This is a genomic window from Priestia sp. JSM ZJ58 (assembly GCF_044383985.1).
Lineage (GTDB): Bacteria > Bacillota > Bacilli > Bacillales > Bacillaceae_H > Priestia > Priestia zanthoxyli.
This window is the reverse complement of sequence record NZ_JBISEM010000001.1, coordinates 2304359-2320687: the sequence shown is the minus strand read 5'-3', so window position 1 is coordinate 2320687 and position 16329 is coordinate 2304359. Positions and strand designations below refer to the sequence as shown.

Sequence of the window (16329 nt, the reverse complement as noted above, 5' to 3'; positions counted from 1 at the left end):
TTAGTGTTTCAGCCCTAACTTTTCTAAGTTAGGGCTGTTTTTACATGGTGCTTATCCTCATATCATTTCCTTCATTCCCATAGCATATAGAAATACCTTTAAAGAGGTGAACGTTTTGTCAGGAGAAATGATAGGAATTTTGATAGGGTCGCTCATCGCGCTGGCAGGAACTTTCATTACGTCTGTCGTAGCTATAGCGATGTCGAAAGAGCAATACAAGCAAGAGCTTCGCAAAGCATTTATCCAAAAGAAAGTTGATGCCTATACCCATGTGTGTCAGGTTATTTTAGCTATAAAAAATGATTTACTGACAATAACCGTTTCTTCAGCCGGCTTAAACTGGACGGCTCAATCTATTAACAAACTAGCAGATGTATGTATTACGGAAGGACTGTGGATCGATGAAGAAGACAGCAAAAAGCTGGAGGTTCTGCAAAAGCAGCTTTCAAAGTTTGTATTGGATGAAATAGAACTGTCTAGACATGATATCCTCACAACCTGTTATGAAATTATTGAGTATTGTGAAAAAAAGGTAAAGATTCTTCATTTTATGACTACAAAAGAATAGGTGATTACTACTTTAAGAAGGGATAGTAGACGGATAAAAAAAGCATCGGAATATAAAGTCAAAAAACAATCCGTTTATACACCAGCAGTCGACGAGGGCATTAGTAAGGAAAGGGCCAAGGGGAAATTTTTTGTAAAAACGATAGAAAAAGATAGGCTCAGTACCGGGTCTATCTTTTTGCGTTTATATAAAGATTAAATATATTTATATATGCATGTGTCCAAGCATTTACAGAAAAAACTCCTAAAATATAGTCCAGAAAGGAGACGATTGTATGTCAAATTACGAGTCGAGCAAACCGTATATTAAATCCGTTAATATACCTAATCCTTTATATCAATCGTTAAAAGGAGACTATTTTGTTGGACAAACTGAGCCTATTCGTTTTGGCGGAAACAGAAACGCTTGGGGCGGATTAGTGAACCCTTCCGGCTCCGGAGTAGATTTATTTGTGAATGCTTTTACTATCACTAACTATTCAAACGAACCTTTTACTGCTGAAATTTGGTTTAATTCTATCCCCCCTGGAAAAGGAACAACTTCAGATAATGTGAGTCCAGCAAATACTACAATACGTTCAAAGCCAAAAGGGAAAATTAAATTTGCAGAAATGGTAAAAGGCGTTCCTGCTAAAGGGGTAAACGTATTTAACCGTGTTGTTCCGCCGAAAAGTACATTAGTAAGTGATGAAGACGGCAAATTTATCTTTCCAAACAACGGTTCATACGTTATTTTCTTAGTTTCTCCAGGAAATAAAGAAATCGAAGCTGAAATTGCATATGGATGGTTCGAGAAAAAACGTAAGAAGGACTGTTAACTGAATAGGTCTTAGCGATTGTATGAGAAGTGTATGAGCTATTTCATATTTAATACAGTTCTTAACAAACGGTAAGTGTTTATGAAAAGAACTTTACAGTAGCATCCAAAGTTCTTTTTTATAGCTTGCGTTTTTTCGTTTGATTGTAGATATAACTAAAGAAAAACAAGCAAACGTATAATTCCGATTACGCAAGCGATTTGAACGGCATTTAAAGAAGTTGAGGACTCAAGAAGCAAAGCGATAATACATAAGTAGAATGAAGTAACTTTTTTGTCCAGGATATAAGCATGCTTAACATCTCACGTTCATGTCTACATTCACATTATCTTAAGTTTCAATTCATACTGGCTTCATATAAATGAATCATACTGAATGTATTAATGAAAGATACGAGGTGAAACAATGTTAAACAAGCTTTTTAGACTATTTACACAAGAAACCGAGATATCTAAAGATAAAGAAGGAGATCTCCAAGAAGAGAACGATTTTAACGAAGTTTGTGATGATTATTTCATTATAGATGAGTATTAGAAACCCTATAAAACGCTGCAAAATTTCAAGGATTGATTGAGTATATCTGTACAACCAGTAATCGTACAAGGATCGTAAAGGTATACTTTTATGGCCGATTAATATTGATAAATTGCTTTTTACATGAAACAATGCGAAAAAGATGGGCACCCTAAAAGCAAAAGGAGGGGATAGAATGAGCAAAGAACCAAACGATGAAACAAGTGAAGGGCTGAATCAGCTTTTTGAAATCATCAATGCAAAAGGCGACGAGGGCGAACTTAGAGAAATTGTAAGCAGGAGCAGTGAAAAGAATAATTATAAAAATCATGAGGATCAATCGTAAAAAGAAAATAAAAAACCTCTTCATGAAAATCATGAAGAGGTCAGATGAAATAGTATTACACCCATTCCATCCGGCAGAGTTTTAAAGTGTTTTAAACTCTTGATGCGACTGGTTTTATGGAACTGATGGGATTCGAACCCACGACCCCTTGTCTGCCAGACAAGTATTCTCCCACTGAACTACAGTCCCGCTTATGTAGAGTCTTTATTGCCTGTTGACTCTACTATATTTTAATACGTATGACGCACGTTCGCAATAGTTATTTTCAGTGTTTTCTAATTTCTTCATATGAATATTAACTTCTAAAAAAATCATTTACTTCTTGTTTGTACGTATTAAAAAAACTTGGAATTTGGCTTGGTTCCAATCCTTTTTCAGCGTATTTGCTGATGGACTCGTAGTACCATTTCTGTTTTTCGAATCCTCTTTTAAAACTATTCCAAATCGTATCTCCTTGCTGATCGTAGCTTTCTTTTAAAGACCGTAAATTGTCTAATTTATCTGCTACAATTAAAGATTTCACTTCAAGAGAACCAGTTTTCACAATTTGAATTGTATGCTGTTTACGTTCTTCCCAGCTTTTTGATTTGTTTTCTGTATGAGCTTCAACAATCCCTGCTACCTCTAAACCAAATCTTCGTACAATTTCTTCGAGTGTTACACTTGTATCTTCTACAGCATCATGCAGATAAGCTGCTGCAATTACTTCTTCACTAAAACCTGCTTTTTCTAAAATATTACCTACGTTAATAGGATGAACAATATAAGGTGTATCGGAAAGCTTGCGCATTTGGCCGGTATGAGCGTGTTCTGCATACCTACGTGCTTCTTTTATTAAAGACATCATATTCCTCCATTTTTTATACAGTATATCTTCATATTATTAGTATAAACGAATATAGCTCTTCTAACGTTATGAAATTGCACAAATTCATTTCTTATAATAAGGTAAGGCTACCAAAAGCCCTTCTTATTGTACGGTTTTTTATAAAGCCTAATATCTATTTAATAGGCCTGTATCAGTTGCCATTTCCTTTTTTATTCATAGTTTGTATGAAGGAGTGATAGCAATGCAAAACCGTAATAATCAAAATATTAAGGTCATTGATGTTTCTCATCACAACGGAACAATTGATTGGGCAAAAGTGGCGTCGGATGGGGTAAAAGGCGCGTATATTAAATTAACAGAAGGCACAACCTTCTTAGATAAAAAATCATATGATAATTATATAGGAGCAAAAAATGCAGGTCTAAGTGTAGGCTTTTATCACTTTGCTCATGCTGATAATGATCCTATTGCAGAAGTTAATTTCTTTTTAAATAAATTAGGCAGCATGAAGGTTGATTTGCCTCATTGCTTAGATTTGGAAGAAAATAAAGGGAAAACAAAAGCGCAGGTCACAGCCTTTGCAGTTAGATGGATGGAATATATTGAAAGGAAAACAAGCATTACGCCTATTCTTTACACCGGGTATAGTTTTATTAAATCCAATTTTACAAGCGCCGTGGCAAGATATCCGCTATGGATAGCTCGTTACAGTGGAAGTAACCGTTCCAAGGGGTTTACTAATCCAGGTGATACGGCCATTTGGGATAGATGGTCTATGTTTCAATATACAGATCAAGGAAAAGTAAACGGGATTAAAGGCAATGTTGATATCAATGAAATGGATCTGGATTTCTTTAATAGTATTAACACAGGGGTGACGGTGGTGGAAAATAATCAGCCATCAGCACAATTGCAGCAAGGTGATAGCGGACTAGCTGTAAAAGAACTGCAGCAAAACTTAATTAAATTAGGATTTGAGCTTTCCCAGAAAGGAACCGATGGCCAATATGGCAGTGAAACTGTTGCAGCTGTTAAAGCTTTTCAAGAAAAGTATGGATTAACGTCAACTGGAAAAGCTGATGAGAAAACATTAGCTAAAATGATGGAATTGCTTAAGGGTGTAAGTAATCCTATAGAAGAATCATTACCAAAGGTTACTTCACTCGGAGATAAATATTCTTTTCAAGTAAAAGCGAAGAAGGATATTGGAGTCTACAAATATGCGAATGTAACAGAGAATTTCAGAACTATAAAAAAAGGCACGGTATTTAGCGTATATGGCTATACGAGTGCAGCATGGGCTGTTCCAGGCGGATTCGTGCAAATGAAAGACGTAGAACCTATCCCAGTTACAATTAAAACAGGCGGATTAAGTAAAGACATGGAAACAGAGTTTCGTACTTTCTTAAAAAATGAAGGAATTGACAGTGAATTAAACGTACATGCAATAGGTAATCCGTCAGCTGAACTCACAGCAGCTGGACTGGATTTTGTAAAAGTTAAGCAGTTTTTAGATAAAAAAGGCTGGTATTACAAGCAATAAAACCCCGCTCTGAAGAGTAGGGTTTTATTTTGAGGTTTTATAAAAAAGAAGAGCAGACATCAATTAAGTAATTAAAATATGTTCTAAATAACAAATTAGGTGGCAACAAAAAAGTTTTTATGTATAGTCGACCTCTAACAGTCATATTTTTAGTCAACGACTCATGGAGGGTGAATGAATATGAAAAATACGCAGATTCGAATTGAAACACTATCCTATCACTATGAAAGCATTATGGTGAATGATGAAGTAGAGCGTGCGATAAAAAGTATTGAAGTGACGTATCGAGCATATAAACATAACCACGTTTTAAACGGACACGTAGTACTTTCAGGAGAAGAGATTTACGATCTTCAGCAGCTGACTCACGCAGTGGCTGGGAAAATAAAAGCAGAATTAGAAACTACATAAAAAAGCGCCTTTCTTTAAATTTCAAACATTAAAGAAGGGCGCTTTTTTATATTAATTATTAATTAAACTGCAAAAAGAAGAAATTAAAGTATGTTCTAAATAAAATATATAAATAAAAACATAGCATCTAAGAGAATTCCCTAAGCCATACGCATTACCTTTGCATTGTGAACATTGTCTCTTTTACCACTACTTTTCTTTTACTATGTGTAAGCAACACGCCGCATAACGTAATGATGCTTCCAGCAATGGAAGCTGCACTCGGGATATCTTTTAAAAGCAGCCACGCTAAGAAAAAGGACAGCGCAGGAGTTAAGTAAAGAGAGATGGCAGCCTCAGCAGAACCTATACGCGATGTCAGATAAGCGAGTACCATATAGGGAATAACGGTTGGAAATAATCCTAAATATATCACGCTTATTGCTGATCTGACAGAGATATACGCAAGTTCCGTTTCTAACCCAGGTAAAAAAACAAGCATAGAAATTGCAGCTCCCCAAATACTGTACGTCACAAAAGAAAGGAAACCATATTTTTTTAATAAATTTTTTTGACATACTATATAGACGCTTTCTGCAAGGGCAGCTAGCAGAACCAGTAAGATTCCATTAACTGAGTGTACAAAATTTTCTTTGCTGAAGGTTAAAAGTACAATACCAGCAAAGCTTACTGCAGATCCAATCCATTTTCTTTTTCCGAACTCCTCCTGAAAAAGAAAAATAGCTAAAAGCGAAGAAAAAATAGGAGTAGTCGAGATCAGTAAACTCGCAATACCCGCACTTACCGTTTTTTCTCCAATGTTTAAGGCCGTGTGATAGACGGTAAAGCCTAAAAAACCGAGCGCTAAAAGAAGTGGAATATCTTTTATATCAGGCAAGGACATGCGTGTGGCTATTGCAATAACTAACAGCACTACAGAAGCAATACTTAACCGAACAAAAGCGAGGTGCTGAGGAGAAAACGATTCCAGCCCTATTTGAATAACTGGAAATGCTGAAGCCCATAAGCTAATCATCAGTATATGTAAGAACACCAGACTAAACGTTAATTTCATACCTATTCATCTCCATTTTTCATTTTGAATCCAACCAGTATCTATTGTGGTTCCCATGTTAATAAACATTTGATAAAATGTCTTCAACCAGTTTAAAAGCAATTAACCCAACCACTTTAAAAACAGGAGTACGTGTATGAATCAAGAGAACAGTTCGAGTTATCCAAAATACAAGCAAATCATTGATTTTATGAAAGAGAAAATTGCGCGTGGAGAATGGCCGATTGGAAGTAAAATTCCTAGTCAGCGAAAGCTTGCTGCTATGTTTGATGTTAACCGAAGTACGGTCATCACCGCATTAGAGGAATTAACAGCGGACGGTTTAATTGAAGGTAAGATGGGAAAGGGAACCATCGTTATAAATAATACGTGGACACTTTTGGCTACAACTCCGCCCGATTGGGATGTTCATGTGAAATCAGGCATGCATCATCCGAGTCAAGCAATGGTACAAGATATTAATGAATCCGAATTTAACTCAAACCTTATTCAATTAAGCAAAGGAGAGCTTTCACCTGACATATTTCCTAAAAACAAAATGAAATACGCCGTAGAAAAAGTAGCAGAAAATATGGAGGTTCTAGGATACGAAGAACCAAAGGGGTATTTTCCTTTACGAAAAGAATTAAGTGCATATATGAAAACAATAGGGATTGAATCTTCTCCAGATTCTATTTTAATTGTTTCCGGCGCTCTTCAAGCTCTTCAGCTTATTTCAATTGGACTGCTGCAAAGAAACTCTTCGGTTTTGCTCGAAAAACCTTCTTATCTATATTCCTTACATGTATTTCAATCAGCCGGAATGAAACTCAAAGGCCTTGCTATGGATGAGGAAGGAATAAAAGTAACAGCTATAAAACGCGCCGACCCTCAAGAAGGGCAAGCTATTTTATATACAAATCCATGTTTCCATAACCCAACGGGAACATTAATGTCACAAAATAGGCGTTACGATTTGTTGAAAGAATGTGAGGAACATCAGCTTCCTATTATTGAAGATGATTTATACCGCGAATTATGGCTAGATAAACAGCCTCCGCTGCCATTAAAAGCTTTAGATAAAAATGGACACGTGTTATATGTTAGCAGTCTTTCTAAAACACTAAGCCCGGGATTACGGATCGGATGGATAGTCGGCCCAGAACCAGTCATTGAGCGTTTGGCGGATATTAAAATGCAAACAGATTATGGATCTAGCTCATTATCTCAAAGAGTAGCAGCAGAATGGTTTAAAAATGGCTTATATCAACAGCATATGGAAACTGTACGAACGGAATTGCGAACAAGAAGAAAAGTGATGCTGAATGCTTTGGAAACATACGCAGGAGATATAGCAACATGGACGAATCCTGAAGGAGGCTTTTTTATATGGGTGCATATTCAACCTTCTATTTCAATGAAATCTTTATACTCTCGTGCTTTAAAAAGAGGGATATTGCTTAACTCTGGAAGTATTTATGCACAAGAAACCGGCAGTTATCTTCGGCTTTCTTACGCCTATGCCTCTTTACCAGATATCGATAGAAGCATTGAAATTCTTGCTGAACTGATTCGGGAATTGCAAGTATAGTAAAAAAAGGAATAGTGGATTACCCACTATTCCTTTTTATTTGTATCAAACTATTCTTCTTATAAAAAACATCAAGTAACAACTGACTATATATTACCATCTATAAATACGTGTTATTTTTTATGGAAAAAATAAGTTAATAAAACTTTTAATTGACTTTCTGTACGTTTTACATGTAAATCGTGAATGGTTTTAACTACGTAATCATTATCAAACATTTCCAACACCTCAATTATTGTTAAGTTTCCTGTTTGTTATAGTTTATGAAATCAGCAGACGCATATCATCGGCCATCAGCTGTAACTTTACGGTTTATCTTTTACAACTAAAGGCTGAAACGTACGCTCATGATTGAACGCACGAATAACAGGATATGCAAAAAAATGAAAAGTGTGCACGTTTTGTTTTAAAAAAGCTATATCTTTAAAAAAAGAAAATTGTCACACACATTTATGAATATGTATCTACTAAGTAAGAAGACTTTTTTAGTTGGTGGGATTGAAGGTGAAAAAGGTGGATGAATTATTTAAAGATCTTGATCTGTACAGAACGCAAGAAGAAATGAAACAGTATTTTGAACATACGCAGCAAATGATTCATCAAAACAAAGAGTATATAAAATTAGCTCGACTCAAAAAAGGGCGTTTCAAAAAGTTTTTTGAAGAGTTTTATCCGCTTTATTGTTTCAGCCAATCTTCTTATTGTCCGAGGAATTCAAAATTGAAGCTTATTATTGGAAGTCAAGGATACGACGGATTAATTCTTCAGCCGGATGGTACTGAAAAACGAATTGAAATTACTTCTTATAAAGATGGGAAACTGGAATTTGAAGATGCACAGAGGGTCAATTCAGGAAATTTTGCTCTACCCCGTATCCAGACGGAAGGTTCTGTGGAAGAGTATATAGAAAAAGTGCTAGAAAACATCCAAAAAAAGAGCAAAAAAGATTACAGTGGAGCATCCATTCTATTTGTTGTACACACGTTTCATTATTTTGAAGCCTATGGAAAAAGTTCAGCTGCCTTTATTCGTACCTTAAAAAAAGAAATGAAGAATACTGATTTTCGAGCGGATGAAATTTATTTATTAGAATTAAATCAGCCAGAAAGTGAAAGTATTAAGCAAAACATTCATTTCATTAAATAAGAAGACACGCTGTAGATTTTGAGGCGTGTCTTCTTTTCTGATAATAGAAGTTAATGCAGGTGGATAATTTTGAAAATTACAACAATTAAGTGCTATAATTCAAGTATGAATATGCATTCAGAGGAGGAAAACCAATGGATTTAGCTTATAGAGAGAAAGCGTACGAATATGCTAAAAGATTCGAATCTAGCTATGACGATTATGATGAACGCTATAAGGTGCACAATAATCCGACGGTGTGGCGATTTATGCCGCTGTCTGATTTTCAAGATTTACTAGAAACCAATGCGCTTTTTTTCGCGAAACCTGATGCATTTTCAGACCCTCTTGAAGGATGCTCTTCAATGTGGAACATAGAAGAGTTAAGAAAAAAAGGCGAACGTCATAACCGTACCTCTAGAACCTATATAAGAAAAATCCATGAATTTTCTGCTGTTTCATCCTGGCATATCAATGACTACGAAGCCGCTGGAATGTGGGATCTATATTTAAAGGGGAATGATGGCGTAGCTATTAAAACCACCTATGAAAATTTATTGTGCAGTATTAAAGATTTGCGCTATAAAATCTTCTCTGGCAAAGTGCAGTACATAGACTTCCAAAAAGAAATGATCAGTCACTCTGTATATGACACGTTATTTTACAAGCGCAAATCCTATCAGCATGAAAATGAATTGAGGCTTGTTATTGTGGCAAGTCGTATACACGCTTGGAAGCTGCAAAAGCTATTCGAAATTCAAGGTATTTCCGCAAATCAATGGCAAAAACGAATGGATATCCTTGAAAAAAGATCGTATGAGTTTTCTCATGAGCATGGCAACCTCCTTACATGTAATTTACATCAGCTTATCAACGATATTTACGTATCGCCAAGAAGCGCTCAAAGCTGTGTAGATGAGGTAAAAGCTCTTACTAAGAAACACGGTCTCGCTTATAAAAAGGTTATTCAGTCTGACTTGTATAAGGACTATATTTACTAAATGCTAGCGAAGTACACAAAGGCTTAATCAAAAATGATTAAGCTTTTCGTGTTACACGTTTTATATTTCCATACATTTCCTCATATAAAATAAAACAAACCTCCAAAGCCTATGTATACATATTAGATAAATCAGGAGTACAGTATGGTTAAAAAAATGCTGTTTATTTTAGTATGCGGGCTTTGTTTGTGTTTGTTTTTTCAATGGGACGTAAAAAAAGGCTATAACGCTTATGTTCGCGTACATCCGCTTATCGAAACGCCTGTTTACCAAGGCGAGATAGCGCTGTATGCACAAGGAAGTAGTTTATATCCTGCTTTATTTGAGGACATTAAAAAAGCAAAAAAGTACGTGTACATTCAATTTTTTATTATTCGAGCGGACAACATTAGCATGAAGCTATTTAAGCTATTGAAAGAGAAAGCAGCTGAAGGGGTAAAGGTTAAACTTTCTGTAGATCGTTTTGGAGGAAACGATCTCTCCCGAACACTCATAGATGATCTTAAGAAAAATGGAGTTGAGTTTACTTTTAGCCGAAAAGCAAGCAGGCAGCACTTTTTCTATAGCATTAATCATCGAAATCACCGAAAGTTTGTCGTAATAGATGGCCAAGAAGCCTATCTCGGAGGTTTTAATATAGGAGAAGAATACTTAGGGAAGCATAAAAAATTGGGCTATTGGCGTGATTACCACTTGCGAATCAAAGGAGAAGGTATTTTTGAAATTGAAAAGCAATTTTTGAAAGATTGGGAAGAAGACACGGGACAACATATATCTCCTCAGCGAGTTCCTATCGCTCGCTCTAACGGAGCAAACTATCAGCTACTGTTTTCAACTGGAGAAGAACTTGAGCAAAAGATGATTGATCTAATCAACCGTGCCAAAGTAAAGCTTACCATTGCTACCCCTTATTTTATTCCAAGTGAACATTTAATGAATGCACTTATTTCAGCAAAAGAAAAAGGCGTTTTAATTGATATTATACTTCCAGACAATACCGATGCGTGGTTCACTAAACCGCCTAGTTACCCTAAAACAGAGAAACTATTAAACAAAGGTATTCGAATTTTCTTATATAAAAAGGGATTTTTTCACGGAAAAGTAATGGTCATCGATCATACGATTGCCAATATTAGCACAGCCAACTGGGATCCCAGAAGTTTTTATTTAAATGATGAAGCAAGCTGTATTATTTACGATCGCGAGATGATTGCACACATAGAACGAGAAATTAATGAAGATAAAACAAACAGCCGCAGATTAACCAAAACAGTAATAGATGAAATCCCTAAATGGGAACGTTCTCTTAAAAAAACACCGGAATGGATTTATTATTATTTTTGAAAAAATACCCAAATCAAGTTTTAATTATTTTTCCCCGGGTATATATTCTATGTAAGGCCAATACAGGAAAGGAGAGACTGTACACATGCATTGTTTTACAGCGACTTCAAGAAACGTATTGAGCACCTTAGAAGGAAGATTTGCTTTAATTACAAAAGGAACATTGGTAAACAATCGTTATACTAAGTGCTAGGCTGTCTAATTCAGACAGAATACTCGACTATTCTATTCAAACATAACATTCAGTATAAAAAAGAAGATGCGTGCTAAGCGCATCTTCTTTTTTGTTGACTCTATTTTCTCTCTCTTTTGTACTTCGTCTTATTTTTACGCATAAAATAATAAAAAGGAGGGGGTTATGCTGTTTGATTATGAACGGGAGTTAACGATTGACCGAAAAGATGCTACTCAAAAGACTGCAGTCACTAATGCTGAGACTTATAAAAAAATAGACTGGGAACAAGTGAAATCAGAACAAAATCTTGCGGATGACCAAGCCCTTGTACGCGTACCTTTTCCGCTGATTTTCAAAAAAAATCAGCTGTATCCTGTATGGGATTTAAGAAAGTACGCTTTTTTATTTGAACAATCTACACCTGCTACTGTCCACCCTAAACTGTGGGAACAAGGAAAATTAAATGTACAAGCCGGTTTATATCAAGTAACTGAAAACATCTTTCAAGTAAGAGGCTTTGATATGGCTAATATTACATTTGTTAAAGGGAAAACGGGGTGGATTGTTATTGATTGCTTAACATCCAAAGAAACGGCAGAAAAAGCGCTTGAACTAGTAAACCAGCAGTGCGGTAAGCGTCCTGTTAGAGCTGTTATCTTCTCTCATTCGCATATAGATCATTACGGCGGAGTTCTAGGGATATTACCTGACTCAACACAAAATAAAACTAGTAAAGTTTATGCTCCTGCTGGATTTATGGATGCGGTTATTGATGAAAACGTCACGGCGGCAACAGCAATGACACGAAGAAGTCAATACATGTACGGTATTCGACTGCGACGCGATGAAAAAGGCCTAATTGACAACGGCATCGGAAAAGAAATTTCATTTGGAACAATCACGCTTATTAAAGGAATAGAAGAAATTCATCCTTCCGAACATCATTCTTATGTAAGTAAGAAAATTGACGGCGCCTCATTTCAGTTTCAGCTTACGCCAGGGACGGAGGCGCCTGCTGAAATGAACATCTATATTCCTAGTGAAAAGGCTCTTTGTATTGCAGAAAACTGTACGGCCACTCAGCACAACCTCTATACCCTTAGAGGAGCAAAAGTAAGAGACGCAGCAGCGTGGGCAAAATACTTGCAGCAAGCAATCGATTTATTTGGCCAAGAACTAACAACTGTATTTGGGGTACATAATTGGCCAAGGTTCGGAAACGAGTCGTGTATTACCTATATCGAAAATCAACGAGATGTTTATCAATATATTCATGACCAAACATTAAGGCTGATGAATCAAGGTTATACCATCGACCACGTCGGCCGAATGATGAAGCTACCGGAAACCCTATCTCACGAGTGGTATACAAACGGCTTTTATGGAACGGTTAACCATAACGCAAAAGCGGTTTATCAGCGCTATATGGGCTGGTATAACAGCAATCCTGTAGATTTAAATAAACTGTTTCCTGAAGAGTCAGCTAAGAAATATGTAGAGTATATGGGCGGAGCGGACAACATTGTCCAAAAAGCACAGCGCTGTTTTCAACAAGGCGACTATCAATGGGTAGCTGAAGTGACCAAACAAGTTATTTACGCTGATCCTCACCATGTGAAGGCAAAACTTTTATGCGCAGACGCGCTTGAACAATTAGGGTATATAGCTGAATCTGGTCCTTGGCGAAATGAATATTTAACAGGAGCCAAAGAACTTCGTTTAGGTAATATACCGCTGCCAGTCAACATTATTACAAAAGAAGTATGGGATACACTTCCATTAAAAAATATTTTAGAACTATTTAGCATTCGCGTAGATGGATTAAAGGCGGGCGCATGTAACTATCGTATATTGTTTGTGATACCCGATCGTAATGAAGTAGCTCTCACAGAACTTAAGCATGGAATCTTTAGGTATCTTGGAGATACGCGAAAGAAAGCTGAGGTGACGGTAACGGTGTGGCAAGATACCTTATACCGGCTAACAACTACAAATGATCACTCTTATAGCTCGGTCATATTTGTTCAAGGAGATAAATCAAAATGGGATTTCTTTTTGTCTTGTCAGGATTCTATTGATCCAAACTTTAATATTGTGACACCTGTTTCTAAAAAATAGAGTACCTGATTACAACTCAGAAAGCACATCGTTGACTTTTTGTTCAAAACAGCTGTCGCATGTGAAGATTTCTTTTTCTTGAAAAGATGTTAGCCTTTCTCCACAGATGGAACAGCATTCTATATAGTGATTGTTTCGCTCTTGTTCTTTTCTTTCATGTAACATAGCACTTTCCTCCTTTTCAGTATAAATAGTTTGTCTTATTTCTTTAAGTATATACTAATATCAGCCTATGCAGGGAATATAAGGGGTGCTAATGCAGATTATTTATAAAATAAAAGCGTTGTAAAACCGCTGAAATTGGCACAGGAATTGCATATTAAATCATTGAGAAATTTCAATGATTAATATGGGGTGAACAGAATGTCCATTACAAAAACAGCTAGTGAATTAAAAAAAGAACAGCAGCAAGAACAGGAATCACTTAATTTATTTTTATCTACTCAAACTGTTATTCAAGAAGCGCTTCAAAAACTAGGGTATGGTGAAGAAATGTATCATTTGTTGAAAGAACCGCTGCGCATGATGACGGTTCGTATTCCAGTTAAAATGGATAACGGATCGGTAAAAGTATTTACGGGCTACCGCTCTCAGCATAATGATGCTGTCGGGCCTACTAAAGGAGGCGTACGCTTTCATCCTGAAGTAAATGAAGAAGAAGTGAAGGCATTATCCATTTGGATGAGTTTAAAATGCGGGATTGTCGACCTTCCGTACGGCGGAGGTAAAGGCGGAATTGTATGTGACCCAAGAAACATGTCGTTTGGTGAACTAGAGCGACTCAGCCGCGGCTATGTAAGAGCCATCAGTCAAATAGTTGGGCCTACTAAAGATATTCCTGCACCGGATGTCTATACAAATTCTCAAATCATGGCGTGGATGATGGACGAATATAGCCGACTGCGTGAGTTCGATTCTCCTGGTTTTATTACCGGAAAACCTATCGTACTCGGAGGATCTCAAGGACGCGAAACTGCAACGGCTAAAGGAGTAACCATTTGTATAGAAGAAGCTGTTAAAAAGAAAAACCTTAACTTGCAAGAAGCACGGATTATTATTCAAGGCTTCGGAAATGCCGGCAGTTTTCTTGCTAAGTTCATGCATGACGCAGGAGCAAAAGTAATTGGCATTTCAGACGCGTACGGAGCTCTTTATGATCCGCTTGGTCTTGATATTGATTACCTGCTTGATCGACGCGACAGTTTTGGTACCGTAACGAATTTATTTACAAATGTGATAACAAACGAAGAACTATTAGAAAAAGAATGTGATATTTTAGTACCCGCAGCCATTTCGAATCAAATTACGGTTCGTAACGCTCATCACATTAAAGCCTCTATTGTAGTCGAAGCGGCGAACGGACCGACTACGCTTGAAGCCACGCACATTTTAGATGAAAAAGGCGTGCTTTTAGTGCCAGATATTTTAGCAAGTGCTGGAGGCGTAACGGTTTCATACTTCGAATGGGTGCAAAATAATCAAGGCTACTACTGGTCTGAAGAGGAAGTAGCTTACAAATTACGCAAGGTAATGGTGGATTCATTTGAAACGATCTATCAAATCGCTCAAGAAAATGACGTAGACATGAGACTCGCTGCTTACATGGCAGGAATCAAAAAATCAGCTGAAGCTTCTCGCTTCCGCGGCTGGGTATAAGATAAAAAAAAACGATTTGGATTACATGTTCCAAATCGTTTTTTATTTGCCGGAACTGCCAAATAATTAAAAGAAAAACTGCTAAAAAAACAAACACGCTTAAAAAATTGGCATATTTATTTATCGCAACCCGAATGATGGCAAAACAATTGACAGTGAGAATGATTTTCAATTATTCTATATATAAGATATATACATACCTATACTAATAAATTGAATGTAGAAAAGGAGACAGAAAGCATGAGCGTATTAGATATTATTAAAGCCAGAAGAACGATTGGGGCTATGCAAGACAAAGACGTATCAGAAGATGCTATCAACCTTATGTTAGAAGCAGGCACTTGGGCTCCTAACCATAAAAAGACAGAGCCTTGGAAATTCCGAGTGTTTACAGGGGATTCACGCGTTCGTTTAGGAGACGAAATGGAACGTATTATGAAGCAAAAAACTGCTCACTTAAGTGAAGAAGAAGCGTTGAAAAAAACAACAAAAGCAAAAAAAGGACCGCTTCGCGCTCCTGTCATTATTGCTGTAGCAGTAAGTCCTTCAGGAAAAGTGCCTGAAATTGAAGAAATCTCTGCCGTAGCGGCAAGCATACAAAATATGCTATTAGTAGCGGAAGAACAAGGTTTGGCTACAATTTGGAGAACAGGTGAAATTGTCTATCAGACAGAACTGAATGACTTTTTATCTCTAGAAGAAGACGACAAGCTCTTAGGCTTAATTTACGTCGGTCATCCTAATAAAGAAGCTTCATCAAAACGTATTCCGTATCAAGATAAAACAATTTGGTATCGTTAAAAGGTTATTTCTGTGTTTCTATAAATAAAAGGCAGCAGCTCATCAGTTGAGCTGCTGCCTTTTATTGTTTTTAAGAAGTGGCAGAAGGAAACTTAAAATGAACATCAAATGATTATTTTATAATAAAATCCATAATCTAAACATAGCCCCTGCCTAGACTTAGGTAGGGGCTATGTTTTATGGGGTGAAAAGGGGAGGCTGCTTTTTTTCTTCAACATTATAGTATAACTCCTTAATATATGGAACGGAATCATAGTCCAATTCTATCTCAATGTGTGCAGGTGAATAACCTCTCTCTAGAAATGAACTTATCGTCCTTCTCCTAACTTTTTCACCTTCTTAAAGTTCTTCTAGATAACCTTCACGCCTAGCTGTATAATGTGTTTGCTTGATTCTGTATAAACCTGCCCTTTACTGGCTGTATGCTTTGCGTTGACTGCTTTTTCAAATATAATGTA

The 16329-nt window shown here is 36.6% G+C and carries 15 protein-coding genes and 1 tRNA gene; 12 read left to right on the top strand and 4 right to left on the bottom strand.

Translation table 11 applies throughout. The features are described from left to right. Positions 1-115: 115 nt before the first annotated feature. From ACH6EI_RS12375 to ACH6EI_RS12365, 3 genes are all read left to right on the top strand, one after another. The gene (locus ACH6EI_RS12375; protein WP_028413301.1) at positions 116-568 is read left to right on the top strand and encodes a hypothetical protein; all 453 of its coding nucleotides are present in this window, start codon (positions 116-118) and stop codon (positions 566-568) included. 274 nt (positions 569-842) lie between these two features. Continuing rightward, positions 843-1385: a DUF6143 family protein gene (locus ACH6EI_RS12370; protein WP_099331008.1), complete on the top strand. Its 543-nt coding sequence runs from the start codon at positions 843-845 to the stop codon at positions 1383-1385. A 709-nt stretch (positions 1386-2094) separates the two neighbouring features. Next, the gene (locus ACH6EI_RS12365) at positions 2095-2244 is read left to right on the top strand and encodes a hypothetical protein (protein ID WP_167387320.1); all 150 of its coding nucleotides are present in this window, start codon (positions 2095-2097) and stop codon (positions 2242-2244) included. Between the two features lie 117 nt (positions 2245-2361). Here ACH6EI_RS12365 and ACH6EI_RS12360 read toward each other — a convergent pair. Then, positions 2362-2433, bottom strand: a tRNA-Ala gene (locus ACH6EI_RS12360). A 106-nt stretch (positions 2434-2539) separates the two neighbouring features. Continuing rightward, entirely contained in the window at positions 2540-3088 is a 549-nt protein-coding gene (locus ACH6EI_RS12355) for an HD domain-containing protein (protein ID WP_028413300.1), read from the bottom strand. A 226-nt stretch (positions 3089-3314) separates the two neighbouring features. Here ACH6EI_RS12355 and ACH6EI_RS12350 point away from each other — a divergent pair, with 226 nt between their 5' ends. Both ACH6EI_RS12350 and ACH6EI_RS12345 read left to right on the top strand, forming a co-directional pair. Then, on the top strand, positions 3315-4616 hold the full coding sequence (locus ACH6EI_RS12350; RefSeq protein ID WP_099331009.1) for a GH25 family lysozyme: 1302 nt from the start codon (positions 3315-3317) through the stop codon (positions 4614-4616). Between the two features lie 180 nt (positions 4617-4796). Then, the gene (locus ACH6EI_RS12345; RefSeq protein ID WP_016764194.1) at positions 4797-5027 is read left to right on the top strand and encodes a hypothetical protein; all 231 of its coding nucleotides are present in this window, start codon (positions 4797-4799) and stop codon (positions 5025-5027) included. 154 nt (positions 5028-5181) lie between these two features. Here the strand turns inward: ACH6EI_RS12345 and ACH6EI_RS12340 are convergent, their stop codons facing one another. Next, positions 5182-6081 carry a DMT family transporter gene (locus tag ACH6EI_RS12340; RefSeq protein WP_099331010.1) on the bottom strand — a complete coding sequence of 300 codons (900 nt, stop codon included), beginning with the start codon at positions 6079-6081 and terminating at the stop codon, positions 5182-5184. A gap of 136 nt (positions 6082-6217) precedes the next feature. Here ACH6EI_RS12340 and pdxR point away from each other — a divergent pair, with 136 nt between their 5' ends. The 5 genes from pdxR to ACH6EI_RS12315 all read left to right on the top strand — a co-directional run bounded on the left by pdxR (position 6218) and on the right by ACH6EI_RS12315 (position 13414). Beyond that, entirely contained in the window at positions 6218-7651 is a 1434-nt protein-coding gene (gene pdxR / locus ACH6EI_RS12335; protein ID WP_047750930.1) for a MocR-like pyridoxine biosynthesis transcription factor PdxR, read from the top strand. 504 nt (positions 7652-8155) lie between these two features. Beyond that, on the top strand, positions 8156-8797 hold the full coding sequence (locus ACH6EI_RS12330) for a hypothetical protein (RefSeq protein ID WP_226313295.1): 642 nt from the start codon (positions 8156-8158) through the stop codon (positions 8795-8797). A 134-nt stretch (positions 8798-8931) separates the two neighbouring features. After that, positions 8932-9777, top strand: coding sequence for a DUF2971 domain-containing protein (locus ACH6EI_RS12325; RefSeq protein WP_033579026.1), 846 nt, complete (start codon positions 8932-8934; stop codon positions 9775-9777). 144 nt (positions 9778-9921) lie between these two features. Then, positions 9922-11121: a phospholipase D-like domain-containing protein gene (locus ACH6EI_RS12320; protein WP_099331011.1), complete on the top strand. Its 1200-nt coding sequence runs from the start codon at positions 9922-9924 to the stop codon at positions 11119-11121. Between the two features lie 358 nt (positions 11122-11479). Continuing rightward, positions 11480-13414: an alkyl/aryl-sulfatase gene (locus ACH6EI_RS12315; RefSeq protein WP_098999343.1), complete on the top strand. Its 1935-nt coding sequence runs from the start codon at positions 11480-11482 to the stop codon at positions 13412-13414. Between the two features lie 9 nt (positions 13415-13423). Here ACH6EI_RS12315 and ACH6EI_RS12310 read toward each other — a convergent pair whose 3' ends face one another. After that, complete coding sequence (locus ACH6EI_RS12310) at positions 13424-13579, bottom strand: hypothetical protein (protein WP_162871471.1); 156 nt, start codon at positions 13577-13579, stop codon at positions 13424-13426. Between the two features lie 198 nt (positions 13580-13777). Here ACH6EI_RS12310 and ACH6EI_RS12305 point away from each other — a divergent pair, with 198 nt between their 5' ends. Both ACH6EI_RS12305 and ACH6EI_RS12300 read left to right on the top strand, forming a co-directional pair. Further along, positions 13778-15070, top strand: a complete 1293-nt coding sequence (locus ACH6EI_RS12305; protein WP_028413292.1) for a Glu/Leu/Phe/Val family dehydrogenase — start codon at positions 13778-13780, stop codon at positions 15068-15070. A 240-nt stretch (positions 15071-15310) separates the two neighbouring features. Beyond that, positions 15311-15871: a nitroreductase family protein gene (locus ACH6EI_RS12300; RefSeq protein ID WP_028413291.1), complete on the top strand. Its 561-nt coding sequence runs from the start codon at positions 15311-15313 to the stop codon at positions 15869-15871. The last annotated feature ends 458 nt before the right edge of the window (positions 15872-16329 follow it).